Below are 22,102 nucleotides of genomic sequence, written 5' to 3' on the forward strand. Positions count from 1 at the left end.
GCCCGACGCCCGATCGGCATTCAAAGGACCACCATGGCAGAAATCGCCACCATTGCCCGCCCGTACGCGGAAGCGCTGTTCAAGGCTGCTGGCGCTGACGCGGCTGGCGCCTCGGCCTGGCTCGACGAGCTGGCTGCCCTGGCTGCCAATGAGCAGTTGCGCCAGTTCGCTGACAGTCCGAAGGCCTTGCCTGAGCAGGTGCTTTCGCTGCTGTCCGGTCTGCTCAAGAACAGCTTGCCCGCCATCGGCCAGAACTTCCTGCGCACCGTGATCGACAACGGACGTATCCAGGCGCTGCCCGAGATCGCGGCCCAGTTCCGCGCGTTGAAGAATGCGCAGCTGGGAGCGTTCGATGCCGTGGTCCACAGCGCCTTCGAGGTGGATAGCGCCGCCTTGGCCGAGCTCTCCGGGGTGCTGGAAAAGCGCTTTGGGCGCAAGCTCAACCTCCAGGTGAAACTGCAGCCCGATCTGATCGGCGGCATTCGCGTGGTGGTGGGCGACGAGGTGCTCGACACCTCGGTTAAAGCCCGCCTGGAACAAATGAAGATTGCCCTGACGGCCTGAAAGCCGTTTTTCCGGGCGCGCCCGCACACCATTTAACGAAAGAAGGAAAGAGTCATGCAGCTCAATCCCGCCGAAATCTCCGAACTGATCAAGTCCCGTATCGAGGGGCTGGGCGCATCCAGCGACGTGCGCAACCAAGGCACCGTGGTCTCCGTGACCGACGGCATCGTGCGTGTGCACGGCCTGTCCGATGTGATGCAAGGTGAAATGCTGGAATTTCCGGCCAACAAGGACGGCGTGCCGTCCTTCGGTCTGGCGCTGAACCTCGAGCGCGACTCCGTGGGCTCCGTGATTCTGGGTGAGTACGAGCACATCTCCGAAGGCGACACCGTCAAGTGCACGGGCCGCATTCTGGAAGTGCCGGTGGGCCCTGAGCTGATTGGCCGCGTGGTCAACGCCTTGGGTCAACCGATTGACGGCAAGGGCCCCGTCAACGCCAAGATGACCGACGTGATCGAGAAGGTTGCCCCGGGCGTGATCGCCCGTAAATCGGTGGACCAGCCAGTGCAGACCGGCCTGAAGTCGATCGACTCGATGGTGCCTGTGGGCCGTGGCCAGCGCGAACTGATCATTGGCGACCGCCAGACCGGCAAGACCGCGGTGGCGATCGACGCGATCATCAACCAGAAGGGTCAGAACATGACCTGCGTTTACGTCGCGATCGGCCAGAAGGCATCGTCGATCAAGAACGTGGTGCGTGCTCTGGAACAGGCCGGCGCGATGGAATACACCATCGTTGTGGCTGCTTCGGCCTCCGAATCCGCCGCCATGCAGTACCTGTCGGCCTACTCGGGCTGCACCATGGGCGAATACTTCCGCGACCGCGGTCAAGACGCGCTCATCGTGTATGACGATCTGTCCAAGCAGGCCGTTGCGTACCGCCAGGTCTCGCTGCTGCTGCGCCGCCCGCCAGGCCGCGAAGCCTACCCCGGCGATGTGTTCTACCTCCACAGCCGCCTGCTCGAACGCGCGGCCCGTGTGAATGCCGACTACGTCGAAGCCTTCACCAAGGGTGAAATCAAGGGCAAGACCGGTTCGCTGACCGCGCTGCCCATCATCGAAACGCAAGCCGGCGACGTGTCCGCTTTCGTGCCGACCAACGTGATCTCGATCACCGACGGTCAGATCTTCCTGGAAACCAGCTTGTTCAACGCCGGCATTCGCCCCGCCATCAACGCCGGTATCTCGGTGTCGCGCGTCGGTGGTGCAGCCCAGACCGACCTGATCAAGAAGCAGTCCGGCGGTATCCGTACCGACTTGGCCCAGTACCGCGAGCTGGCCGCTTTTGCGCAGTTCGCTTCCGACCTGGACGAGGCCACCCGCAAGCAGCTCGACCGTGGTGCTCGCGTGACGGAACTGCTCAAGCAGGCCCAGTACGCGCCGCTGTCGATCAGCCTGATGGCTGCTTCGCTGTTCGCCGTGAACAAGGGTTACCTCGACGACATCGACGTCAAGAAGGTGCTGCCTTTTGAAGCCGGTCTGCACGCTTTCCTGAAGGACAAGCACGCCGCCCTGCTGCAGAAGATGGAAAGCGGCAAGGCGCTGGACAAGGACAAGGAAGCCGAAGCCCAACTCGCGGCCGCCGTTGCCGACTTCAAGAAAACCGGCACGTACTGAACCGGCCCATTGACCCGATAAAGGAGCAGCAATGGCAGCAGGCAAGGAAATACGCGGCAAGATCAAATCGGTGGAGAACACCAAGAAGATCACCAAAGCCATGGAGATGGTCGCCGCCTCCAAGATGCGCAAGGCGCAGGACCGCATGCGTTCCGCACGCCCGTACGCCGAGAAGGTGCGCCAAATCGCCGGCAACCTGAGCAAGGCCAACCCGGAGTACACGCACCCGTTCATGCAGGTCAACGACGCCAAGACCGCTGGTTTTGTCGTGGTCACGACTGACAAAGGTTTGTGTGGTGGTCTCAACACCAACGTGCTGCGCGCGGTGACCACGCAGCTCAAGGAGTTGCAGGCCCAGGGCATGAATGCCGAAGCCGTGGCCATTGGCAACAAGGGCCTGGGTTTCCTCAACCGAATCGGCGCCAAGGTGGTGTCCAGCGTGACCGGTTTGGGCGATACGCCCCATCTCGAGAAGCTCATCGGCCCCGTCAAGGTGCTGCTCGATGCGTACACCGAAGGCCGCATCAATGCGGTCTACGTCTGCTACACCAAGTTCATCAACACGATGAAGCAGGAGTCGGTGATCGAGCAACTCCTGCCGCTCAATGCCAACACTTTGCAGAATGGCGCTGGCGGTCGCGATTGGGACTACATCTACGAACCCGACGCAGCCACTGTCATCGATGAGCTGCTGCTGCGCTATGTCGAAGCCCAGGTGTACCAGGCGGTGGCCGAGAACATGGCTTCGGAACAGTCCGCCCGCATGGTGGCCATGAAGGCCGCGACCGACAACGCTGGCAGCGTGATCGGTGAACTCAAGCTGGTCTACAACAAGACCCGTCAGGCCGCGATCACGAAAGAGCTTTCGGAAATCGTCGCCGGCGCCGCAGCGGTCTGAAGCAGCCGCCCAACAGAATCCAGAGAAAACAGAAGGTATTCATCATGTCTCAAGTACAAGGCAAGATCGTCCAGTGCATCGGCGCCGTCGTGGACGTGGAATTTCCGCGCGACCAGATGCCGCGCGTTTACGACGCGCTGAAAATGGAAGGCTCCACCCTGACGCTGGAAGTCCAGCAGCAGCTGGGCGATGGCGTGGTGCGCACGATTGCGCTGGGCTCCTCCGACGGTCTGCGCCGCGGCATGGTGGTGACCAACACCTCCAATCCCATCATGGTCCCGGTCGGCAAGGCCACACTGGGTCGCATCATGGACGTGCTGGGTGCGCCGATCGATGAGCGCGGTCCCGTGGACCAGGCCCTGACGGCCTCGATCCACCGCAAGGCCCCCGCTTACGACGAACTCTCGCCTTCACAGGAACTGCTGGAAACGGGCATCAAGGTGATCGACCTGGTCTGCCCGTTCGCCAAGGGCGGCAAGGTGGGTCTGTTCGGTGGCGCCGGTGTGGGCAAGACCGTGAACATGATGGAACTCATCAACAACATCGCCAAGGCCCACAGCGGTCTGTCGGTGTTCGCCGGTGTGGGTGAGCGCACCCGTGAGGGCAACGACTTCTACCACGAGATGGCCGACTCCGGCGTCGTGAACCTGGAGAAGCTCGAGGATTCGAAAGTGGCCATGGTGTACGGCCAGATGAACGAGCCCCCGGGCAACCGTCTGCGCGTGGCCCTGACCGGCCTGACCATCGCCGAGTCGTTCCGCGACGAAGGCCGTGACGTGCTGTTCTTCGTGGACAACATCTACCGCTACACGCTGGCCGGTACCGAAGTGTCCGCTCTGCTGGGCCGTATGCCTTCCGCCGTGGGCTACCAGCCGACGCTGGCCGAAGAAATGGGCCGTCTGCAAGAGCGCATCACCTCCACCAAGGTCGGCTCGATCACCTCGATCCAGGCCGTGTACGTGCCCGCCGATGACTTGACCGACCCGTCGCCCGCCACCACGTTCGCCCACTTGGACTCCACCGTGGTGTTGAGCCGTGACATCGCCGCTCTGGGTATCTACCCGGCCGTGGATCCGCTGGACTCCACCAGCCGCCAGCTGGACCCGCTGGTGGTGGGCCAGGACCACTACGAAACCGCCCGCGCCGTGCAGGGTACGCTGCAGCGCTACAAGGAACTGCGCGACATCATCGCGATTCTGGGTATGGACGAACTGGCACCGGAAGACAAGCTGGCCGTGGCCCGTGCCCGCAAGATCCAGCGTTTCCTGTCGCAGCCCTTCCACGTGGCCGAGGTGTTCACGGGTTCGCCTGGCAAGTACGTGCCGCTGTCGGAAACCATCCGCGGTTTCAAGATGATTACCGCCGGTGAGTGCGATCACCTGCCGGAGCAGGCGTTCTACATGGTCGGCACGATCGACGAAGCCTTCGAAAAGGCCAAAAAGGTGGCGTAAAGCGGCGCCCCGGGGCGTCTGGCGTTGTTGCCGTGCTCGCCGTACCGGTGTACGGCTCCGCGCGGCGCCTAGCCAGTCACCCCGCCGCTTGCTTTCCACTCACCTTTTTTATTGGAGTAACTATGAGCACCATCCGCGTCGATGTGGTCAGCGCCGAAGAATCCATCTTCTCCGGCGAGGCCAAGTTCGTGGCGCTGCCGGGCGAGGCCGGTGAGCTGGGCATTCTGCCCGGTCACATTCCGCTGATCACCCGCATCAAGCCCGGCGCCGTTCGCATCGAGAAAGTTGATGGCGGTGAGGAATTCGTGTTTGTGGCCGGCGGCATTCTGGAAGTGCAACCCCACCACATCACCGTGTTGTCCGACACCGCCATTCGCGGCAAGGACCTGGACGAGACCAAGGCCACCGAGGCGCGCCAGCAGGCCGAAGAGGCCGTGAAGAACGCCAAGAGCGATCTCGATTTGGCCAAGGCCACCTCGGAACTCACCGTCATGGCTGCGCAAATTGCCGCCCTGCGCAAGTACCGGCAGAAAAAATAAGCGACCCCGTGTCGTTTATCAGGAACGGACCGGCCAAGCGCCGGTCTTTCTCTTGGTGCATGCCGCTGGCCATGCAACAGTCGGGCTAACATCTTGCGCCGAGGCATCAAAGGACCGGTAACGACATGTCTTCGATATTCGAGAGTCCCGACACCGCCCCCGAGGAGGTGGCAGCGCGTCTGCTGGTCACGTCGTCGGCGTTGGCCGACCTGACGTTGGGCGACGCCTTGAAGGTGGTTGGCTACATGCGGCCCAAGCTGATCAAGGCGGGTACCGTGATCATCCAGGAAGGCGAAGTCAAGCAGACCGACTACATGCTGCTGGTGTTGGAGGGAGACATCGCGGTCGAGAACGAATTGCCCGGCTTGCACGAGAGCATGGTGGTCAACATCATGGGGCCCGGACACCTGATTGGAGACATGGGCGTGCTGGATGGCGCGCCTCGCTCTGCCACCTGCATCGCCAATACGGACATTGCCGTGGCCGTGCTCTCGCGCACGGCTTTGATGCGTTTGCTCAAGGACGACCCGAAGGTGGGCGCGCGCCTTCTGTTGGCGATCTCCAAACGCATGGCCGATCGCCTGCGGGAGACGACGCGCAAGCTCAAGACCTTTGCGCAGATGAACAAGGCGCTGCAGCAGGAGCTCAGTGTGGCGCTGAACAGCCGCCCGTCCGTTGCGGACCGACGCGGGCGCGGTTGACTGCGTAGCGGAGCCTGCCGAGCCCGGCGGCTCGTCAGCGACGCACGACGTTGTCCGCCAGTTCGTTGGCCCGCACCGAGCCCGGACTGGCCGGGAAATGGGCCACCAGCAGGGCCGACACTTCTTCCAGAGCCTGTGTCAGACCGTCTTCAAAATGCCCCTGCCGCAACTGCTCGCCCAGGCGATCGGCGATGGCCTGCCATTCGGCCGGCGGCACCACGCGCGCGAGCGATCGATCTGCCACGAACTCAATGGCGTGTTCGGCCAGCAACAGGTAGATCAGCACGCCATTGTTGTGTTCGGTGTCCCAGATGCGCAGGCGCCCGAACCAGGCCAGCGCGCGTTCGCGCACGACGGCTGCCAGGGTGGTGGGCGGGGTGATGCGCCAGAGGTAGCTCAGGGGCAGGGACGCTTCCACGCAGAGCCGAACTTCGCCGCAGTGTCGGGCTTCGCTCGCGGCCACGCGCCTTGCCAGGCGCTCGGCCATGTCGTCGGGCACGGCCCGCACCGTGTCGGAGAGGTCGAGCCAGCGGTGTTTGAGAATGCGGACCAGCTTGTTCATGTTGGGATGCTCTCGTTCACCAGCCGCCCGATGCGCCACCGCCACCAAAGTTGCCACCGCCACCTGAGCTAAATCCGCCTCCACCGCCAAACCCGCCGCGACCACCGCCACCCCCAAAGCCACCACCACCCCAACCCCCGTGTCGTCCCGAGCGCCCCGAGCCCCTCGAAGTGGGTGCGGGCAGAAACTGAAGGAACAAGGCGGCGAGCATGCCGAGCAAGCCCGCGCCGATGGCGATCCAGAGCACCGAGGTCAGCACCCACGCGAGGCCACCAGCGCCCGCGCCGGTAAGCAAGGTACCGAGCTTGTTGCCGAACATCCCCCGCAGCACCGTCGAGGCGATGGGAACCGCAAACACCAGGAAGACCAGCGCGTCCATGAGGTCAAAGCCTTGGGCGTTGCCGTTGGATGAGGCCGACGGCTCGGTGGGCTGCGGCAATTCCTCTCCCCGGATGCGCGCCAGGATCTGGTCCACACCGGCCTCAATGCCGCCGGCGTAGTCGCCGGCGCGCAGCGCGGGTGCCACCGCGCCATCGAGGATGCGGCGCGCCATCAAGTCTGGTATCGCGCCTTCCAGGGCCTTGGCCGTGGCGATGCGCATGCGCCGGTCGTCCTTGGCGATCACGAACAGCACGCCGTCGCCCACGTCGCGCCGGCCGATCTTCCAGGCATCTCCCAGGCGCTGCGTGTAGTCCGCGATGTCTTCCGGCGCGGTGGTGGCCACCATGAGCACCACGACCTGCGAGCCGTGCGTCTGTTCGAATGCCGCCAGCTTGGCGTCGATGGCGGCAAGCTGTTGCGCGTCGAGCGTGCCGGTCTGGTCCATGACGCGGGCGCGCAGCTCCGGGACGGCCTGCTGCGCCAGCGCCAGCGAGCCGGTGGCCAGGAAGCAAAGGCCCAGAAGCGCCAGCAGCGATCGGGCCAGCCAGCGGGTCATGGCTTCTTGTCGAAGTCCACCTTCGGTGGCGTGGAGATCTCCGCCTCGTTGGCCACCTGGAAGTTGGCCTTGGGCGCGTAGCCGAACACCATGGCGGTGAGGTTGGTCGGGAAGCTGCGCGAGAGCACGTTGTATTCCTGCACGGTCTGTATGTAGCGGTTGCGGGCCACGGTGATGCGGTTCTCCGTGCCCTCCAGCTGCACGCGCAAGTCGCTGAAACCCTGGTTCGCCTTGAGGTTGGGGTATTGCTCCACGACCACCATCAGCCGGCTGAGCGCGCTGCTGAGTTCGCCTTGCGCGGCCTGGAACTGCTGCATGGCTGCCGGGTTGTTCAAGGTCTCGGGCGTGACCTGGATGGAGGTGGCTTTGGAGCGCGCTTCGACCACACGGGTGAGCGTCTCCTGCTCGAAGTTCGCTTCGCCCTTCACCGTGGCGACGATGTTGGGGATGAGGTCGGCGCGGCGCTGGTATTGGTTGAGCACTTCCGACCAGGCGGAGCGGCTTTGCTCATCGAGGCGTTGGAAGTCGTTGTAGCCGCAGCCTGTGAGGCTGCTCACGAGGAGCAGTGCGGCGATCCAGGTGAACAGGCGATGCTGGATGGATGGGTGCATGAAACCAAGCTCCTCAAGTTCGCGGGCCCTTGTTGAGCAGACGTTGGGTGGGGCTCGCCGGTCTGCGGGACTATACCGCGCGTGCCTGTCCTGGTTTCGCGAGGCAGGCGGCAAAATACGCTGCATGCCCAAACCCAAACTGCCTCCCGGTTCTCCCGACGATACGGAGGCCGCCTTCTACGACGCCTTGCAACACGCCGACCTGGAGCGGCTCATGGCGTGCTGGAGCGATGACGATGATGTCGTGTGCGTGCACCCCGGTGGCCCTCGCCTGGTCGGGCATGCCGCCATTCGGGCCGCGTTCGAAGCCTTGTTCGCCAATGGCAGCGTGCAGGCGCATGCGGAGAAAGTGCACCGACTCGATGCGGGCGACTGCCGCGTGCACAGCGTGGTGGAGCGCGTGACGGTGATGACGGACGACGGCGTGCAGCAAGCCTGGGTCGTGGCAACCAATGTGTATGTGAAAACCGCGCAGGGATGGCGCCTTGCGACCCACCACGCCAGCCCCGGCTCGCGCGTCGAACCGCCCGACATCATCACCGCCAAGCCGGTCCTGCATTGACACACGCAGCTTTTCCTTATGAGGCCCCCTGGTGGTTGCCTGGCGGCAACGCCCAGACCATCTGGGCTGCGCGCGTGGCCCGGCGCTCCTTCGGCGCTGCACCGCGTTGGCGGCGCAGCCGCTGGAGCACGCCCGATGGCGACTTCATCGACGTGGACGAAGCCTGCCATGCCAGCGCTTCGAACGCGCCCTTGCTGGTGCTGTTCCACGGCCTTGAAGGGTCGTCGGCCAGCCAGTACGCCGTGGCTTTTGCCGACTTCGCCGCAGCCCATGGCCTGGCCTACGCCGTGCCCCATTTCCGTGGGTGTTCGGGGGAAATCAACCACGCACCACGCGCCTACCACTCTGGCGACTTCGACGAGATCGACTGGATCCTGCGCCGCTTCGCGCTCGAGCACCCGGGGCGCCCCTTGCTGGCGGTGGGCGTTTCGTTGGGCGGCAATGCCCTCATGCGGTGGGCGGGAGAGACAGAGCAAAGCGCAGGGCGAACCGTGCAGGCCATTGCGGCGGTGAGTTCACCCCTGGATCTCGCTGCGGGTGGATATGCCATTGGCCGTGGCTTCAACCGGATGGTGTACACCCGCATGTTCATGGGCACGATGGTGCCCAAGGCGCTTCAGAAGCTGGAGCAGCACCCGGGGTTGTTCCAGCGCGAGGCTTTGCTCGGGGCCCGCGATCTCTACGAATTCGACAACCTGTTCACCGCCCCGCTGCACGGCTTCCGTGACACGCTGGACTATTGGACCCGCGCATCGGCCAAGCCGGTGCTGCACCGCATCCGCGTGCCCGCGCTCGCGCTCAACGCCCGCAACGACCCCTTCGTGCCCGTGTCCTCCTTGCCCACGCTCCAGGACGCGGGATCGCACGTGACGTTGTGGCAGCCGGCGCACGGCGGTCACGTCGGCTTTCCGGTGTCGCACGGCCCCTTCGGTGTTCCGGGTCATGTGCGCGGCATGCCCGAAGCCGTGGGACACTGGCTGCTCGCGCATCTTTAGGGGGACAGAGCACCATGGACGACATCGTCAAGGCCGCGATGGCCAAATGGCCCAACGTGCCGCATTGCTACGGCTGGCTGGGGCTGGACGCGCGTGGCAACTGGTACATGCGGGACGACCGCACGCAGGCACAGGGCGCGTTTCCCGTCAGCAAGGGATCGCTGCTCAAGCACGAGAAGTTGATCGATTTCATCCACCGCAACTACGCCGCCGACGAGCAAGGGCAGTGGTTTTTCCAGAACGGGCCGCAGCGCGTGTACGTCGAGCTCGAAGCCACGCCGTGGATCTGGCGCCTGCAACCCGACGGCAGTGTGGTGTCGCACACGGGCGCGCCGAGCGGCGCGATCTCCGAGAGCCTGCTCGACGAGGCTGGTCGGCTGTACCTGGTGACGGAGCGCGGCGTGGGGCTGGTGCACAGCGCCGACATGGTGGCCGCGGCGGACGTGGTCGAGGAGGGGCTTTGGACGCCACGCGATGCCGATGCCTCGACGCTGCCCAGCCGATTCGGGTTCGAGCCCAGCCCTCAAGGGCGGCAGAAAACCTGAGACCGCCCCTGAGACTGCCCCGTTTGTAGCACCCATGAAAAAGCCGGTCTGAAACCGGCTTTTTCATGGGTGAGGGAACGGGCTTACTTCACCGCCGCCAGCATGTACTCCACGGCGGCCTTGATGTCGGCATCGGGCGCGGTGGAGCCGCCCTTGGGTGGCATCGCGCCCTTGCCCTTGATCACCGTGGCGGTCAGGCCATCGACACCCGCGGCCAGGCGCGGCGCCCAGGCAGCCTTGTCGCCCAGCTTCGGAGCGCCAGCGACGCCGGCTACGTGGCACACCGAGCAGGCTTGCTTGTACAGCGCTTCGCCAGAAGCACCGGCCACCGTGGCGGACGCCGCTGCGGGCGCGGGAGCTGCGGGAGCCGGCGCGGCGGCTGCAGCTGCAGCTGCAGCTGCAGGGGCGGCAGCGGGCGCTGCCGCTGCGGCAGGCAACTGGGGCTCGGGGAATTTGGCGCCGGCGGCGTTGGCCATGTGGACCACTGCGCGGCCGATTTCTGCGTCGCGGAACGCGCCGCCGCCTTGTGCGCCCATGGCGCCCTTGCCCTTGAGGGCCGAGTTCAGCAGGGCGTCGTAACCGGTGGCGATGCGCGCCGCCCAGGCACCCGCGTCGCCAAACTTCGGCGCGCCGGCCAGGCCCGCGGCGTGGCAGGCGGCGCACTGTGCCGTGTACACGGACTCACCGGAGGCCAGCGGGCGGTTCGCGTCGCGCAGCTCCAGAGTGCCCACGCGCTGGATGCGTTGCGCAACGCCTTGTTCCACGTCGACCGCGCCGGCAGCGGGCTTGTTGGCCGAGACCACGTAATACACCAGGCCGATGATGATGAAGATCGGCGCGACAAACGCAAAAAAAGACGTCCACAACAGTTGCGTGGGCGTCTTGATCGGGCCAGTGTGGTCTTCGTGCGCGTGGTCGCTCATGGTGTCCTCGGGGGTGGCGATTCAAGGCCAGTGAAAATGGGGCGGGCCTGTCGTGGAGCAGGGCAAAACAGCCTGGGATTATAGCCAACGCCCCTGGGGCGGCCGCCCCAGCCTCCAGGTGCGGCCAGCCCCGGCGGTGGCAAGGTCAGCGAACGGGGAAGTCCTCTTCCAGGAACACGCCTGCGCCGCGTTGGCCGGTGGACACCTGCTGCGATTCGTCGGCGCGCAATTGCACGCGCCGGATCTTTCCAGAGATGGTCTTGGGCAGCTCCTGCACGAACTCGATGCGCCGGATGCGCTTGTAGGGCGCCAGTTGCTGGCGCGAGAAGCTGAAGATGTCGCGCGCCAGCTCGGCACCGGCCAGCACGCCCGGGCGCAGGATCAGGTAAGCCTTGGGCACGGCCAGGCGCACGGGGTCCGGGCTGGGCACCACGGCCACCTCCATCACGGCTTCGTGCTCCATCAGAGCGCTCTCCAACTCGAACGGGCTGATGCGGTAGTCGGAGGCCTTGAACACGTCGTCGCTGCGGCCCACGAACGTGATGTAACCCTCGTCGTCGCGTTGGGCGATGTCACCGGTGTGGTAGTGGCCATCGCGCATGGCCGCGCTGTTCTGCGACTCGCTGCCCTGGTAGCCGGCCATCAGTCCCAGCGGGCGTTGCGCCAATGGCAGGGACACCTCGCCTTCCTGGGTGGGTTGGCCGTCCACATCCAGCAACTCGATCCGGTAACCCGGCAGAGGGCGGCCCATCGAGCCTGCCTTGAGCGGCTGGCCGGGCGTGTTGCCGATCTGCGCGGTGGTCTCGGTCTGGCCGTAGCCGTCGCGCAGGTCCAGGCCCCAGGCGGTCTGCACCTGCTCGATGATCTCGGGGTTGAGCGGCTCTCCCGCCCCGATCACTTCGCGCAGGCTCAGGCGTTCGCGGCACGAGGCGAGGTCTTCCTGGATCAGCATGCGCCACACCGTGGGCGGCGCGCACAGGCTGGTCACGCGGTGGCGCTCCAGCACCGACAGCAAGCTCAGGGCATCGAAGCGCGCATAGTTGTAGATGAACACACAGGCGCCCGCGTTCCAGGGCGCAAAAAAGCAACTCCATGCGTGCTTGGCCCAACCCGGCGACGAGATGTTCAGGTGCACGTCACCCGGCAGCAGGCCGATCCAGTACATGGTCGACAGGTGGCCCACCGGATAGCTCTGGTGCGTGTGCAGCACCAGCTTGGGTTTGGACGTGGTGCCCGAAGTGAAGTACAGCAGCAGCGGGTCGGTGGCGCGCGTCGGTCCGTCGGGTGTGAAGGCCGTGGGCGCGCCAACGGCATCTTCGAAGCGTTGCCAACCTTCGACGCGATCGCCCACGCTGATGCGCGTGTAGCCGCCCGCGAGGCCGTCGAACTTGCTCGCGTGCGCGCTGCCCGCCACCACGTGGCGCACCTCGCCGCGATCGATGCGGTCGCGCAGGTCTTGGGCGGTCAGCAAGGCGGTGGCGGGAATCACGACCGCACCGAGCTTCATGGCCGCGAGCATCAACTCCCACAGCGGCAGCTCGTTGCCCAGCATGAGCAGGATGTGGTCCCCGCGCGCCACGCCCAGCGAACGCAAATGGTTGGCGACCTGGGACGAGCGCTCGGCCATCTGCGCGAAGGAGCGTTTCACCTCGCTGCCATCTTCACCCACGATGTGCAGCGCCGTTGCGCTGTTGCCGCGCGCCATGGTGTCGAAGTGGTCGAGCGCCCAGTTGAACTCGTCGAGCACCGGCCACTGGAAGTCACGGTAGGCCCGCGCGTAGTCCAGGCGGTGTTGTTGCAGGAAATCGCGGGCGACCAGGAAGGATGCGGTGGATGCGTTCATGGGTCAATCGGTGCAAAGCAGGAGCACCAGTATCGGCGTGGGGCCCGGGTTTTGCCAAGCCTGCGCTACACATCAGCTCTTGCGGGGCGCAGCGCGAATGGCGTCAGCGCTGCGCTGCCACCAAGGTGGTTTGCGCTTCGAGCACCGGTATGCCGTCGCGCCGGCGCAGCCGCACGCTCGAGGCCGCCGTCGATCGCCCCGTATGCAGCGGCCGGGCCCGGCCCAGGATCGCGCTGCCCTGGCCCGGCGACAGGTAGCACGCGCTGATGCTGCTCATGGCCCATCCCGAGGGCAGCGCGGCCAAGGCGGTGTCCATGGCCTGCCCCAGCAGAATGCCGCCTTGTACATGTCCCATGCGGTTGGCCACTTGCGGCGTGACGGGCAGGCGTGAGGTGGCGCCAGACCTTCCCGGGCGGGTTCGGACGCCCCAGAAGGCCGAGGCAAATGCCGCCGTGCGCTCAGCGCATGCGCGCAACGCGTCGCGGTACACTTGGCGTTCGCCGTCGCTCAACGCCTCGGGGCTGAGCGTGGGGCCAGCGTCGTCGGGTTGCCAGCCCCGCACCGGCAGGACGGTGCGTCCTTCGGGCAGGGGCAGCACCATGAACGAGGCTTGTCCTCTGGCGATCAGCGCGTCGCCACTGACGATGTCGACTTCGCTGATGGCCTGGTGCGCTGTGGTGGCATGGCCCCCTCGGTAACGCGCCCGCGCCGCCAAGCGCCCACCCACTGCATGGCCTGTCAACTGCAGTTGGATCGTCACCGTGGCCAAACGGCAGGGCTGCGGAATGGCAGCGCGCACGGCGATGGCCAAAGCCATGTCCGTGAAGACGCCGAGGCTGACCGCGTCCAGTGTGCCTTCGCGCGTCAGGCAATGGGTTCCCACGTCCATGCTCATCAAGGTCTCGTCCGGGTCGAGCTGGTCGCAGGACACGCGCAGAAAGTATCCGGGGAAATGGAAGCCCGGGGTGCGGTTGCGATGCAGGGCGTTGAGCACGCGTGCGATCTGTGGGGGCGGGGATCCGGTGGTGTTCTTGGGCGAGCGGGTCATCGTGCAGGCTTTATAGCGCCTGCGTTGCGGGTGATGCGGCCACCACGGTCTCGGCGGTCCAGGAGATCACGAAGGGGCCGGTACAATACCGCCGGTTGCGGCTGTAGCTCAGTGGATAGAGTATTGGCCTCCGAAGCCAAGGGTCGTGGGTTCGATCCCCGCCAGCCGCACCAGAATCAACGGCTTACGTGAGCCTGTCATGGCCCATGCAGCAGTCGAACTATTTCCAGCGGATCCAGTTGAAGTAGTCGTGGGCGAGCGAGTTGTGATGGCCGAGGGTCGCACTTTGCATGGACATTTCCTGTGGCCCACTCCTAGCCCAGCAAGAGCTGAATGAACTTCGAAGCCAGTCATTCGTGACCCTTGGTCTTTGGCCCACGCGAAGCCATGATTTTTAAGGCGCCCGTCATCGAATCCCATCACGCGTTGCCCCGCAATGCGTGCTTGCCGGATCAGCCGCGCGCGCAACGCATCTCGGTGGAAGACGTCACGCTGGTGCGCGGCGCTACGAAGGTTTTCGAGCGCCTCAGCCTGCGGCTCGATGACGACCGCATTGGGATCGTCGGTGACAACGGGGTCGGCAAGAGCAGTCTCTTTCGCATGCTCTGCGGGCTCGATGCACCGCGTTCCGGCCGCATCTGGGTGAATGGGGGCGAGGTTGGCGCAACGCCTCACCACGACCGCTCGGTCGGCATGATGTTTCAGAACCCCGACGAGCAGATCATTTTTCCCACGGTTGAAGAGGAGCTCGCGCTGGGCCTGCAGGCCGTGGGCAAGCCCCGCCGCGAGGCTGTGCAACAAGCCCGCGACTGGCTGGCTGCGCGCGGACTGCGCGACTGGGCTGAGCGGGCTGTCTCGAGCCTGAGCCAAGGACAACGCCAGCACGTGTGCTGGCTTGCCTTGACCATTGCATCGCCGCGCACGCTCTTGCTCGACGAACCCTTCGCCAGCCTGGACCTTCCCGGTCAGGCCTTGCTGGACCGTGAGATCCGCGCTGCGTCGCAGCAGGTCATCGTGTCGACCCACGTGCTCCAGCATGTGCGGCGTTTTGGCCGCGTGATCTGGCTGTGTGGCGGTGGCGTGCGTGCCGACGGCCCGGGGCGCGAGGTCTGCGCGGCGTACGAAGCCGACGTAGCCACGCGTGTGGCCGCCGGCGCCGCGCCGATGGACCCCTTGCGAGGCGAATGACCATGCAGCTCCTGTACCGCGAGGACCCCACCTGGCTGCATTCCATACCGGCCTGGCTCAAGCTGCTGCTGCTCGCCACTTTCGGCACAGCGCTGTTCCTCACGGATCGCGCAGGCATTCTGGTGCTGGCCGCGGTGGGCGCCACCGGCGTGTTGCTGTCGCTGCGCCCTCTGAGTCCGGGCGCGTTCAAGTTGGCCCGCTCCATCGCCATCGGCGCGCTGCTCGTGGGGGTGTTTCACACCGCCATGGGCCAGGCGGTGGTGGGCCTGGCCAGTGCGTCGCGCTTGCTGGCGATGGCCTTCCTGGGCATTGCGCTCACGCTGAGCACGCGCCACTCGGCATTGCTGGAGGTGTTCGAACGCTTGTTGGCGCCCTTGGCCATGCTGGGCGTGCGGGTCGACCGCATCAACCTGCTGCTGGCGCTGATGATGCGCTTCACCGAACAATTTTTCGCCCAATGGAAGCGCCTGGACGATGCCCACCGTGTTCGCACCGGGCGCCCGGGCGGCCTGCGACTGATCGCACCGTTGACCATTCAGATGCTGTTGGCTGCACGCCGTGTCGGCGACTCGCTGCAGACCCGAATCCGCTAACACCCATCTTCTTTTTCCCTCCTCGAACCTGCACTGCCATGAACAAATCTTCGTTCTCCCTTGCCCTGATCGCGCTGTTCGCTGCCTTGTTGGCGGTGTTCGGGCTGATCCCGAAAATCGATCTCCCCTTTGGCGTGCCGATCACGCTGCAGACGCTCGGTGTCATGTTGGCCGGGTGCCTGCTCGGCCCGCGCAGGGGCTTGCAAGCCATGCTGCTGTTCCTCGCTGCCGTTGCGCTGGGTTTGCCGCTGCTCTCCGGTGGGCGCGGTGGCATCGGCGTGTTCTTCGCGCCGTCGGCTGGCTACTTGCTGGGTTGGCCGCTGGGGGCTTTCGTGGCGGGCTGCATCATGGCCGTGCTGCCGACCGACTCGCCGCGTCGCGCAGCGGCCAGCGCGTTCGTCGCATCGGTGGTCGGCGGCCTGCTGGTGATCCACGCCTGTGGTGTCATTGGCCTGGTGACGATCGCCCACCTGAGCTGGCTCCAGGCTCTCACGGCGACCCTGGCCTTCGTGCCCGGTGACCTCGTGAAGTGCGTGGTGTGCGCCATGGCCGTGCACACTGTCGCCCGTGGTCTGCCCGACTGGAAATTCGGCGGTCGCAGTGCGACATGAGCCCGCGGGCGAATCTCGCTGAGCTTGTCCACGGCCCACTCGAGCGCTGGTCCCGCGAGCGTGCCGATGCCATCGCGCTCGACGACGGGCAAACGAAGCTGAGCTTCGGCGATCTCTACACGGCGTTGTGGGCGGTCGCGCACACGCTCAACGAAGCCGACGCACCCCGCACGGTGCTGGTCAACAACGGGCAAGCCACGGTGCACCGCATCGTGGAGTTCCTGGGCGTGATTGCGAGTGGCCGTTGCGCGGCGGTGAGCGACCCGGACTGGACCGCCTCGACGCGCGAAGCCGTCAGCGCCAGCCTTGACGCCACGCCGTTGAAGAACTGCCCGCCGCCCATGGCGACATCGCCGTTCTACATTGGCTTCACCTCGGGCAGCACCGGGCTACCAAAAGGCTTTCGGCGGCACCACCGGTCCTGGGTCGACAGCTTCCAGGTGTGCATCGACACCTTCGGGCCCGACGCAGCGTCGCGCATCGCGGTGCCGGGGCGCTTCTCGCACTCGCTCTTCCTTTTTGGCTTCATGCTGGGCCTCTGGACGGGTGCCGGCGTCGTGTTGCAGGAACACTTTTCGGGCACCCGCCTGCTCGACACGCTGCGCACAGGCGAGACACCTTGCCTGGTCGCCGTGCCCAGCCAACTCGTGGTGCTGCTCGACCGGGCCCGGCGCCGCGAGTTGGCGCCCATGGACGGTGTTCGCCTGATTCTGATCAGCGGCGCGCGCTGGCCGCGCGAGCGCACACCGGCGTTGCAACGCCTGTTTCCCAACGCCAGGATCATCGAGTTCTACGGCGCGTCAGAGACCAGTTTCATCGCCTGGATGCCGGCGGACGAACAGGTGCCCGCGCAGATCGTGGGTCGGCCTTTCGGCAACGTCGACATCGATGTTCGCGGCGCTGCCAGCCCCGGTGAAGATGGTCTCATCTATGTGCGCAGTCCAATGGTGTTCATGGACTATGTGGGCGGCGGCGATGACAACACCGCCGCCTTGCGCGACGGCGACTGGCTCAGCGTGCGCGACATGGGCCGGGTCGACGAGCACGGCAGGCTTCACCTCGTCGGGAGGCAAAACCGCATGATCGTCACGCAGGGCAAGAATCTGTTTCCCGAGGAGCTGGAGACAGTGCTCATGGCCTACCCGGGTGTGTTGGCCGCGTCGGTCCATGGGCTGCACCACCCGGTGCGCGGACAGCAGGTCGTGGCCGTTCTCAAGCTCGACCCAGGGGCGAACGCGACCGCCGAGGGCATCACGGCTTGGTGCCGGCAACGCCTGGAAGCGTACAAGGTGCCGCGCCAATTCTTCCTGTGCAATGACTGGCCGCTGACCGGCAGCGGCAAGACCAACCACCCTCGACTGGGCGCCCTGCTGGTCACCGGAGATGCCGAGCCATGGCCGCACCACGCGCTTTGATCGCGGCTTGGGCGCGCAGCCCCATCGCGCCGCATGGCGGCGCCTTTCGCGACTTGACGCCGCACGCCCTCGGTGCGCCGATGTTGCGGGCACTGCTGGAGCGCGCCCGCGTATCGGCCGATGCGGTGGACGCCGTGGTTATCGGCAATGCGCTCGGTGCGGGCGGCAACCCGGCGCGTCTCGTGGCGTTGGCCGCCGGGCTGCCCGAAGCAACACCCGCGTTCACGGTGGACACGCAATGCTGCGCCGGCCTTGATGCGGTGTCCCTGGCCGTGGGCTTGCTGGCCTCGGGACAGGCGCAGGTCGTGATCGCCGGTGGCGTGGAAGCCTGGAGCCGCGCGCCGATCCGCCAGCACCGCCCGTTGCGTGCCGGTGATGTCCCGGTAGCGTACGAGCGTCCGGCGTTCACTCCCTTCGCGGATCGCGATCCCGACATGCTCGTGGCAGCCGCGGCCTATGCGCAGGCGAACGGCCACACGCGTCTCGAGCAGGATGCCTATGCCATCCGCAGCCATGCGCTGGCATTGGCGGGGCAGGGCGCCATGGCGGCCGAGATCGTGCCGATCGCGGGGCTGGCGCACGATGCCCACCCGCGCACAGTGACCCTTCAACGGGCGGCCCGCATGCCCGCTGCCACGGCGATGCCGGCGCACAGTCCGGATTGTTCGATGAGCAAGCTCGCTGTCTCGCCTCGGGCGGACGGTGCCGCCTTCATCCTGCTCGCCACCGAGGAGGCCTGTGCGCGTCTGGGCATCCACGCCCGCGCGCAATGGGTCGGCAGTGCATCGGTGGGCCTGTCCCCTGAAACCCCGATGCTGGCCGCACAGAAGGCGGCGAGCCGTGTGCTGGCGCAGGCACACATGCGCAGCGATCAACTCGGGGCCGTCGAATTGCACGACGCTTTCGCGGTGCAGGGCCTGGCCTTCTGCGAGGCGCTGTCTTTGAATGTCGATCTGCTGAACCTGCGAGGGGGCGGCCTTGCGCGTGGCCATCCCATCGGGGCGTCCGGCGCTGTTGCCTTGGTGCGGGTGCTGGCCGATCTGGCGCGAGACGGTGGGCGTCCAGGCACGGGGCTTGCCGCGGTGGCGGGCGCGGGGGGCATTGGCGCGGCGGCGCTCGTGCGCCGTTGCGACTGACTCAGCCGACCTGGCGAAAAAATTCGTCTGGTGCGCACCGGGTTGTGCGCGCACCGTTCACCGGTGCCTTTGGATCGGCGACACCCAGGGCGATGCCACAAACGATGTTCGTGCGCTCATCCAGCCCGAGGTGCCCACGGATGACGGTGGGAAACGAGGCCATGGCGCCGATCGCGCAGCTCGCCAGGCCTTGTGATTGGGCCGCCATCATGAGACCGTAGATCGTCATGCCGAGGTCCATGTAACCGCCGGGTCCGAAGTTGCGGTCGATCGTGACCATGAGCGCCACCGGTGCGTCGAAGAAGCAGAAGTTTCGCTCGAACTGCGCATCGCGGCCGGCGCGGTCGTCCCGCGCCACACCCAAGGCGCCGTAGAGCGCCTGCGCCGATGCCACCTGCCGCTTGCGCAGCGTCATCGGCAAGGGGTGTGGGAAGTACTCGTAGTCCTCGCGTTCGTGCTTGCCGCCCTGCCACGCCGAGACGAGATCGTCGCAAAGTCGCGTGCGCGCATCACCCTGAATCTGGATGAATGCACCCGGTTGCAGGTTGGCGCCGCTTGGTGCCCAGCGCGCCGTGGCCAGCAAGGCGCGCAAGGTGTCGGTGGGCACGGGTGTCGGAAGAAACGCCCGCGTTGAGCGCCGTTCGCGCGCCAGGCGGGCATAGGCGTCGGTGGGTTCCGACGAGAGATGGGTTGCGCTCGGAGCGCGCTCGATGCAGAGGCGATCCTGGACAGATGAATCGGACATAGGTGCGTTCGATGCCGTGGCCGCAAAGGCTGGAAACAGGAAGTCCGCATTATTGCTGTGCAGCTGACGGATGTTCGACTTCGCGATGGCGGGTCGGGGTGCCCCCGGAGTTCAGTGCGTGGATTTCGGGAAAGGGGTCGCAGCAACGACTGCCGCTGCGATTGCGGGGTCGTTGGCGAGTGATCGACTCGTGTGCCATCACCGCCGACAACGGTCCCTTAAGCGCTGCACCAGCCTGCGGGGAGTCGGCGCCGGCATGGCCAACAACTGGATAGTGGAGGGCATGAGGGCAACGCCGGTGCCGGCACTGACCAAGGCTATGACGGTCTCGGCGCGTCGAGCTTCCTCAACAATGCGGGGCTGAAAGCCGACGGCATCGCAGGCAGTCACAATCTGGGCGTACCTCACGAACCACAGAGGCGCGAACATGACGAACTCTTCGTCTACGAAGTCTCGTAAGTGGAGCTGCCTGCGCCGAATGAACGTGTGGCCTTCCGGCAGAAAGGAGCAAGCATGAGTTTGAAAATCGCAAACTGTCGTACGCGTTGGGCGTGGAAATCATGGACCTGGACCTGGCGCGCTCAGCCCTCCTCGCCGACCTTCTTCAAGATCTCCGTGCGCACATGCCGCACATGGGCCGCCCCCGCCTCGTCGGCCTTGGCCTCATTCCCGCGCAGCACCGCGCGCCCGATCGTGTCGTAGTCGCGCAGGCGCATCTCGCGCAGCGAACCCAGGCGGTATTGCGCGTGCACGATGGGCATGTGGATCACCCGCAGCAGGCGCCGCAGTTCCTTGCTGCCACCCAGGTCCAGCAGCACGCGGTAGAAGTGGCGCCGTGCCTGCGCAAAACCCTCGCTGCTGGACGAGGCCGCCGCGGCCAGGCGCTCGAGCGCTTGCGACAAGGCCTTGGCCGGGTTGCCGTTCTTCACCGCCCGCGCGGCATTGCGCGCCAGCAGGCCGGTCATGCGTTCGGCGACGTCGAGCACGTCCAGCGTTTCCTGCAGGCTCAAGGAGCGCACCACCGCGCCCTTGTGCCGCACGGTGTCGATCACGCCGTCGGCCGCCAGGTGTTGCAGCGCCTCGCGCACCGAGTTGCGCCCCACCCCGAATTGCGCCGCCAGATCGGTCTCCACCAGGCGTTGGCCCGGCACGAACTGGCCCGTTTCCAGCCCGTTCACGATGCCGTGGAACACCGTCTCCGCCGTGCTCGGGTCGGAGCTGGCATCGGAGGGGGTGGGCGTGGCGTCTTTGCGGGTCGGCATGAAAACTCGAAAAAAAGTGCCAGGAGTGTAGAACAAGGTCGGATGACATTGTGGGGCAATATCATCCTACAATCTGGCCTGACGTCGAATGCCGTTCGACTCCACCCCAAGAGGTCTCTCCCATGAATTTCGATCTTTCCCCCGCGCTGCTGGAGTTGCGCGATCGCACCCGCCGCTTCATCGCCGAGCAGGTGATCCCGCTGGAAAACGACGAGCGCCAGAGCTCGCACGGTCCGTCCGAGGAGCTGCGCAACGAGTTGGTCGCCCGCGCCCGCGCGCACGGCCTGCTCACACCCCATGCCTCGAAGGAGCTGGGCGGCCTGGCCTTGTCGCACATCGAGAAAGCGGTGGTGTTCGAAGAGGCCGGTTATTCCTGGCTGGGGCCGACCGCCATGAACATTCACGCACCCGACGAGGGCAACATCCACCTGATGGAGGAGGTCGCCAGCGCCGAGCAGAAGGAACGCTGGTTGCGCCCGCAGGTGCAAGGCCACACGCGTTCGTGCTTCGCGATGACCGAGCCCGGCCCGGGCGCTGGCGCCGATCCGGGCATGCTGCAGACCCTGGCGGTGCGCGATGGGGACGACTACGTCATCAACGGATTGAAGTGGCTCATCACCGGAGCCGAGGGTGCGAGCTACGTGATCATCATGGCGCGCATGGAAGACGGCTCTGCCACCATGTTCCTGAGCGACATGGACCGCGAAGGCATCGTGGTGGAACGCAGCATGGACGCGATGGACCGCTGCTTCACCGGCGGCCACTGCGTGGTTCGGTTCACCAATGTGCGTGTTCCCGCCCGCGATGTGCTGGGCGAAGTGGGCAAGGGCTTTCGTTATGCGCAGGTGCGCCTGGCGCCCGCGCGCCTCACGCATTGCATGCGCTGGCTCGGCCAGGCACGCCGCGCGCACGAAGTGGCATTGGAATACGCCAGCCAACGCCGTGCGTTCGGCAAGCCGCTGGTCGAGCACGAAGGCGTGGGCTTCATGCTGGCCGACAACGACATGGACCTGCAGACCGCGCGTCTGCACATCTGGCACACCGCCTGGATGATGGACCAGGGCCACAAGTGCAACTTCGAGTCGAGCCGCGCCAAGGTGGTGTGCTCCGAAGCCGAGTGGCGCGTCGTGGACCGCAGCGTGCAGATCCTCGGCGGGCAGGGCGTGACCGCGGAAAAAGAAGTCATGCGCATCTTCACTGACATGCGCGCTTTCCGCGTCTACGACGGCCCGAACGAGGTGCACCGCTGGAGCATGGCGCGCAAGATGGTGCATTCGCTGGGGCAGGCCACCGGGAGCGCTGCATGAGCGCCGCACGGCCGCTCCGAAGGCGCTCGGCCCCGCAGTGCGCAGCACG

General features: G+C 65.9%; 24 protein-coding genes and 1 tRNA gene. 16 read left to right on the forward strand and 9 right to left on the reverse strand.

Annotation, left to right across the window (positions count from 1 at the left end; translation table 11 throughout):
• Positions 1 to 33 precede the first annotated feature (33 nt).
• From F9K07_RS02540 to F9K07_RS02565, 6 genes are all read left to right on the forward strand, one after another.
• Positions 34 to 564, forward strand: a complete 531-nt coding sequence (locus F9K07_RS02540) for a F0F1 ATP synthase subunit delta (RefSeq protein WP_159589072.1) — start codon at positions 34 to 36, stop codon at positions 562 to 564.
• Between the two features lie 54 nt (positions 565 to 618).
• On the forward strand, positions 619 to 2,181 hold the full coding sequence (gene atpA / locus F9K07_RS02545) for a F0F1 ATP synthase subunit alpha (RefSeq protein WP_159589074.1): 1,563 nt from the start codon (positions 619 to 621) through the stop codon (positions 2,179 to 2,181).
• Positions 2,182 to 2,212: 31 nt separating this feature from the next.
• Positions 2,213 to 3,079 carry a F0F1 ATP synthase subunit gamma gene (gene atpG, locus F9K07_RS02550; RefSeq protein WP_159589076.1) on the forward strand — a complete coding sequence of 289 codons (867 nt, stop codon included), beginning with the start codon at positions 2,213 to 2,215 and terminating at the stop codon, positions 3,077 to 3,079.
• 44 nt (positions 3,080 to 3,123) lie between these two features.
• Positions 3,124 to 4,530, forward strand: a complete 1,407-nt coding sequence (atpD, locus tag F9K07_RS02555; RefSeq protein ID WP_159589078.1) for a F0F1 ATP synthase subunit beta — start codon at positions 3,124 to 3,126, stop codon at positions 4,528 to 4,530.
• A gap of 122 nt (positions 4,531 to 4,652) precedes the next feature.
• Positions 4,653 to 5,069, forward strand: coding sequence for a F0F1 ATP synthase subunit epsilon (locus tag F9K07_RS02560; RefSeq protein ID WP_159589080.1), 417 nt, complete (start codon positions 4,653 to 4,655; stop codon positions 5,067 to 5,069).
• 125 nt (positions 5,070 to 5,194) lie between these two features.
• Entirely contained in the window at positions 5,195 to 5,770 is a 576-nt protein-coding gene (locus F9K07_RS02565; protein WP_159589082.1) for a cyclic nucleotide-binding domain-containing protein, read from the forward strand.
• A gap of 34 nt (positions 5,771 to 5,804) precedes the next feature.
• On the opposite strand, the gene F9K07_RS02570 is transcribed toward F9K07_RS02565, so the two are convergent.
• From F9K07_RS02570 to F9K07_RS02580, 3 genes are read right to left on the reverse strand one after another with little or no spacing between them, the layout of a single operon-like run.
• The gene (locus tag F9K07_RS02570; protein ID WP_159589084.1) at positions 5,805 to 6,332 is read right to left on the reverse strand and encodes a TPM domain-containing protein; all 528 of its coding nucleotides are present in this window, start codon (positions 6,330 to 6,332) and stop codon (positions 5,805 to 5,807) included.
• A 16-nt stretch (positions 6,333 to 6,348) separates the two neighbouring features.
• Entirely contained in the window at positions 6,349 to 7,269 is a 921-nt protein-coding gene (locus tag F9K07_RS02575; RefSeq protein WP_159589086.1) for a TPM domain-containing protein, read from the reverse strand.
• Complete coding sequence (locus tag F9K07_RS02580) at positions 7,266 to 7,880, reverse strand: LemA family protein (RefSeq protein ID WP_159589088.1); 615 nt, start codon at positions 7,878 to 7,880, stop codon at positions 7,266 to 7,268. The genes F9K07_RS02575 and F9K07_RS02580 overlap by 4 nt, the downstream gene beginning before the upstream one ends.
• A 124-nt stretch (positions 7,881 to 8,004) precedes the next feature.
• Between F9K07_RS02580 and F9K07_RS02585 the strand changes: the two genes are divergently transcribed.
• The 3 genes from F9K07_RS02585 to F9K07_RS02595 are packed head-to-tail and all read left to right on the forward strand — an operon-like array spanning position 8,005 to position 9,982.
• A complete protein-coding gene (locus tag F9K07_RS02585; protein ID WP_159589090.1) occupies positions 8,005 to 8,442 on the forward strand; it encodes a YybH family protein in 438 nt (145 codons plus the stop codon).
• 35 nt (positions 8,443 to 8,477) lie between these two features.
• Entirely contained in the window at positions 8,478 to 9,437 is a 960-nt protein-coding gene (locus tag F9K07_RS02590) for a YheT family hydrolase (RefSeq protein ID WP_236581782.1), read from the forward strand.
• 14 nt (positions 9,438 to 9,451) lie between these two features.
• Positions 9,452 to 9,982, forward strand: a complete 531-nt coding sequence (locus tag F9K07_RS02595; protein WP_159589094.1) for a DUF2946 family protein — start codon at positions 9,452 to 9,454, stop codon at positions 9,980 to 9,982.
• Positions 9,983 to 10,065: 83 nt separating this feature from the next.
• On the opposite strand, the gene F9K07_RS02600 is transcribed toward F9K07_RS02595, so the two are convergent.
• The 3 genes from F9K07_RS02600 to F9K07_RS02610 form a co-directional block, all read right to left on the reverse strand.
• The gene (locus F9K07_RS02600; RefSeq protein WP_159589096.1) at positions 10,066 to 10,905 is read right to left on the reverse strand and encodes a c-type cytochrome; all 840 of its coding nucleotides are present in this window, start codon (positions 10,903 to 10,905) and stop codon (positions 10,066 to 10,068) included.
• A gap of 145 nt (positions 10,906 to 11,050) precedes the next feature.
• Entirely contained in the window at positions 11,051 to 12,748 is a 1,698-nt protein-coding gene (locus F9K07_RS02605; protein ID WP_159589098.1) for an AMP-binding protein, read from the reverse strand.
• Positions 12,749 to 12,851: 103 nt separating this feature from the next.
• Positions 12,852 to 13,796: an acyl-CoA thioesterase domain-containing protein gene (locus F9K07_RS02610; RefSeq protein WP_159589100.1), complete on the reverse strand. Its 945-nt coding sequence runs from the start codon at positions 13,794 to 13,796 to the stop codon at positions 12,852 to 12,854.
• 97 nt (positions 13,797 to 13,893) lie between these two features.
• Between F9K07_RS02610 and F9K07_RS02615 the strand changes: the two genes are divergently transcribed.
• From F9K07_RS02615 to F9K07_RS02640, 6 genes are all read left to right on the forward strand, one after another.
• Positions 13,894 to 13,969 (forward strand) — tRNA-Arg (locus F9K07_RS02615).
• A gap of 253 nt (positions 13,970 to 14,222) precedes the next feature.
• Positions 14,223 to 14,984: an energy-coupling factor ABC transporter ATP-binding protein gene (locus F9K07_RS02620; protein ID WP_442907375.1), complete on the forward strand. Its 762-nt coding sequence runs from the start codon at positions 14,223 to 14,225 to the stop codon at positions 14,982 to 14,984.
• On the forward strand, positions 14,981 to 15,577 hold the full coding sequence (locus F9K07_RS02625) for an energy-coupling factor transporter transmembrane component T family protein (RefSeq protein WP_236581784.1): 597 nt from the start codon (positions 14,981 to 14,983) through the stop codon (positions 15,575 to 15,577). The genes F9K07_RS02620 and F9K07_RS02625 overlap by 4 nt, the downstream gene beginning before the upstream one ends.
• Before the next feature lie 38 nt (positions 15,578 to 15,615).
• Positions 15,616 to 16,188 carry a biotin transporter BioY gene (locus F9K07_RS02630; RefSeq protein WP_159589104.1) on the forward strand — a complete coding sequence of 191 codons (573 nt, stop codon included), beginning with the start codon at positions 15,616 to 15,618 and terminating at the stop codon, positions 16,186 to 16,188.
• Positions 16,185 to 17,603 (forward strand): AMP-binding protein, encoded by a 1,419-nt coding sequence (locus F9K07_RS02635; RefSeq protein WP_159589106.1) that lies wholly within the window; start codon positions 16,185 to 16,187, stop codon positions 17,601 to 17,603. Before F9K07_RS02630 ends, F9K07_RS02635 begins: the two co-directional genes overlap by 4 nt.
• A complete protein-coding gene (locus F9K07_RS02640) occupies positions 17,582 to 18,739 on the forward strand; it encodes a thiolase family protein (protein WP_159589108.1) in 1,158 nt (385 codons plus the stop codon). The genes F9K07_RS02635 and F9K07_RS02640 overlap by 22 nt, the downstream gene beginning before the upstream one ends.
• A gap of 1 nt (position 18,740) precedes the next feature.
• Here the strand turns inward: F9K07_RS02640 and F9K07_RS02645 are convergent, their stop codons facing one another.
• The 3 genes from F9K07_RS02645 to F9K07_RS02655 all read right to left on the reverse strand — a co-directional run bounded on the left by F9K07_RS02645 (position 18,741) and on the right by F9K07_RS02655 (position 20,746).
• Positions 18,741 to 19,484 (reverse strand): nitroreductase, encoded by a 744-nt coding sequence (locus F9K07_RS02645; protein WP_159589110.1) that lies wholly within the window; start codon positions 19,482 to 19,484, stop codon positions 18,741 to 18,743.
• A 198-nt stretch (positions 19,485 to 19,682) separates the two neighbouring features.
• Complete coding sequence (locus tag F9K07_RS32240; protein ID WP_159596787.1) at positions 19,683 to 19,985, reverse strand: LysR substrate-binding domain-containing protein; 303 nt, start codon at positions 19,983 to 19,985, stop codon at positions 19,683 to 19,685.
• An 80-nt stretch (positions 19,986 to 20,065) separates the two neighbouring features.
• Complete coding sequence (locus F9K07_RS02655) at positions 20,066 to 20,746, reverse strand: GntR family transcriptional regulator (RefSeq protein ID WP_159589112.1); 681 nt, start codon at positions 20,744 to 20,746, stop codon at positions 20,066 to 20,068.
• A gap of 122 nt (positions 20,747 to 20,868) precedes the next feature.
• Between F9K07_RS02655 and F9K07_RS02660 the strand changes: the two genes are divergently transcribed.
• Positions 20,869 to 22,053, forward strand: coding sequence for an acyl-CoA dehydrogenase family protein (locus tag F9K07_RS02660; RefSeq protein WP_159589114.1), 1,185 nt, complete (start codon positions 20,869 to 20,871; stop codon positions 22,051 to 22,053).
• Positions 22,054 to 22,102: the final 49 nt, after the last annotated feature.

The organism is Hydrogenophaga sp. BPS33, from assembly GCF_009859475.1.
Classification (GTDB): Bacteria; Pseudomonadota; Gammaproteobacteria; order Burkholderiales; family Burkholderiaceae_C; genus Hydrogenophaga.

Coding starts and splice junctions, on each gene's coding strand:
- F9K07_RS02540 (WP_159589072.1), top strand. CDS start 34: ATGGCAGAAATCGCCACCATTGCCCGCCCGTACGCGGAAGCGCTGTTC.
- atpA (WP_159589074.1), top strand. CDS start 619: ATGCAGCTCAATCCCGCCGAAATCTCCGAACTGATCAAGTCCCGTATC.
- atpG (WP_159589076.1), top strand. CDS start 2,213: ATGGCAGCAGGCAAGGAAATACGCGGCAAGATCAAATCGGTGGAGAAC.
- atpD (WP_159589078.1), top strand. CDS start 3,124: ATGTCTCAAGTACAAGGCAAGATCGTCCAGTGCATCGGCGCCGTCGTG.
- F9K07_RS02560 (WP_159589080.1), top strand. CDS start 4,653: ATGAGCACCATCCGCGTCGATGTGGTCAGCGCCGAAGAATCCATCTTC.
- F9K07_RS02565 (WP_159589082.1), top strand. CDS start 5,195: ATGTCTTCGATATTCGAGAGTCCCGACACCGCCCCCGAGGAGGTGGCA.
- F9K07_RS02570 (WP_159589084.1), bottom strand. CDS start 6,332: ATGAACAAGCTGGTCCGCATTCTCAAACACCGCTGGCTCGACCTCTCC.
- F9K07_RS02575 (WP_159589086.1), bottom strand. CDS start 7,269: ATGACCCGCTGGCTGGCCCGATCGCTGCTGGCGCTTCTGGGCCTTTGC.
- F9K07_RS02580 (WP_159589088.1), bottom strand. CDS start 7,880: ATGCACCCATCCATCCAGCATCGCCTGTTCACCTGGATCGCCGCACTG.
- F9K07_RS02585 (WP_159589090.1), top strand. CDS start 8,005: ATGCCCAAACCCAAACTGCCTCCCGGTTCTCCCGACGATACGGAGGCC.
- F9K07_RS02595 (WP_159589094.1), top strand. CDS start 9,452: ATGGACGACATCGTCAAGGCCGCGATGGCCAAATGGCCCAACGTGCCG.
- F9K07_RS02600 (WP_159589096.1), bottom strand. CDS start 10,905: ATGAGCGACCACGCGCACGAAGACCACACTGGCCCGATCAAGACGCCC.
- F9K07_RS02605 (WP_159589098.1), bottom strand. CDS start 12,748: ATGAACGCATCCACCGCATCCTTCCTGGTCGCCCGCGATTTCCTGCAA.
- F9K07_RS02610 (WP_159589100.1), bottom strand. CDS start 13,796: ATGACCCGCTCGCCCAAGAACACCACCGGATCCCCGCCCCCACAGATC.
- F9K07_RS02625 (WP_236581784.1), top strand. CDS start 14,981: ATGACCATGCAGCTCCTGTACCGCGAGGACCCCACCTGGCTGCATTCC.
- F9K07_RS02630 (WP_159589104.1), top strand. CDS start 15,616: ATGAACAAATCTTCGTTCTCCCTTGCCCTGATCGCGCTGTTCGCTGCC.
- F9K07_RS02635 (WP_159589106.1), top strand. CDS start 16,185: ATGAGCCCGCGGGCGAATCTCGCTGAGCTTGTCCACGGCCCACTCGAG.
- F9K07_RS02640 (WP_159589108.1), top strand. CDS start 17,582: ATGGCCGCACCACGCGCTTTGATCGCGGCTTGGGCGCGCAGCCCCATC.
- F9K07_RS02645 (WP_159589110.1), bottom strand. CDS start 19,484: ATGTCCGATTCATCTGTCCAGGATCGCCTCTGCATCGAGCGCGCTCCG.
- F9K07_RS02655 (WP_159589112.1), bottom strand. CDS start 20,746: ATGCCGACCCGCAAAGACGCCACGCCCACCCCCTCCGATGCCAGCTCC.
- F9K07_RS02660 (WP_159589114.1), top strand. CDS start 20,869: ATGAATTTCGATCTTTCCCCCGCGCTGCTGGAGTTGCGCGATCGCACC.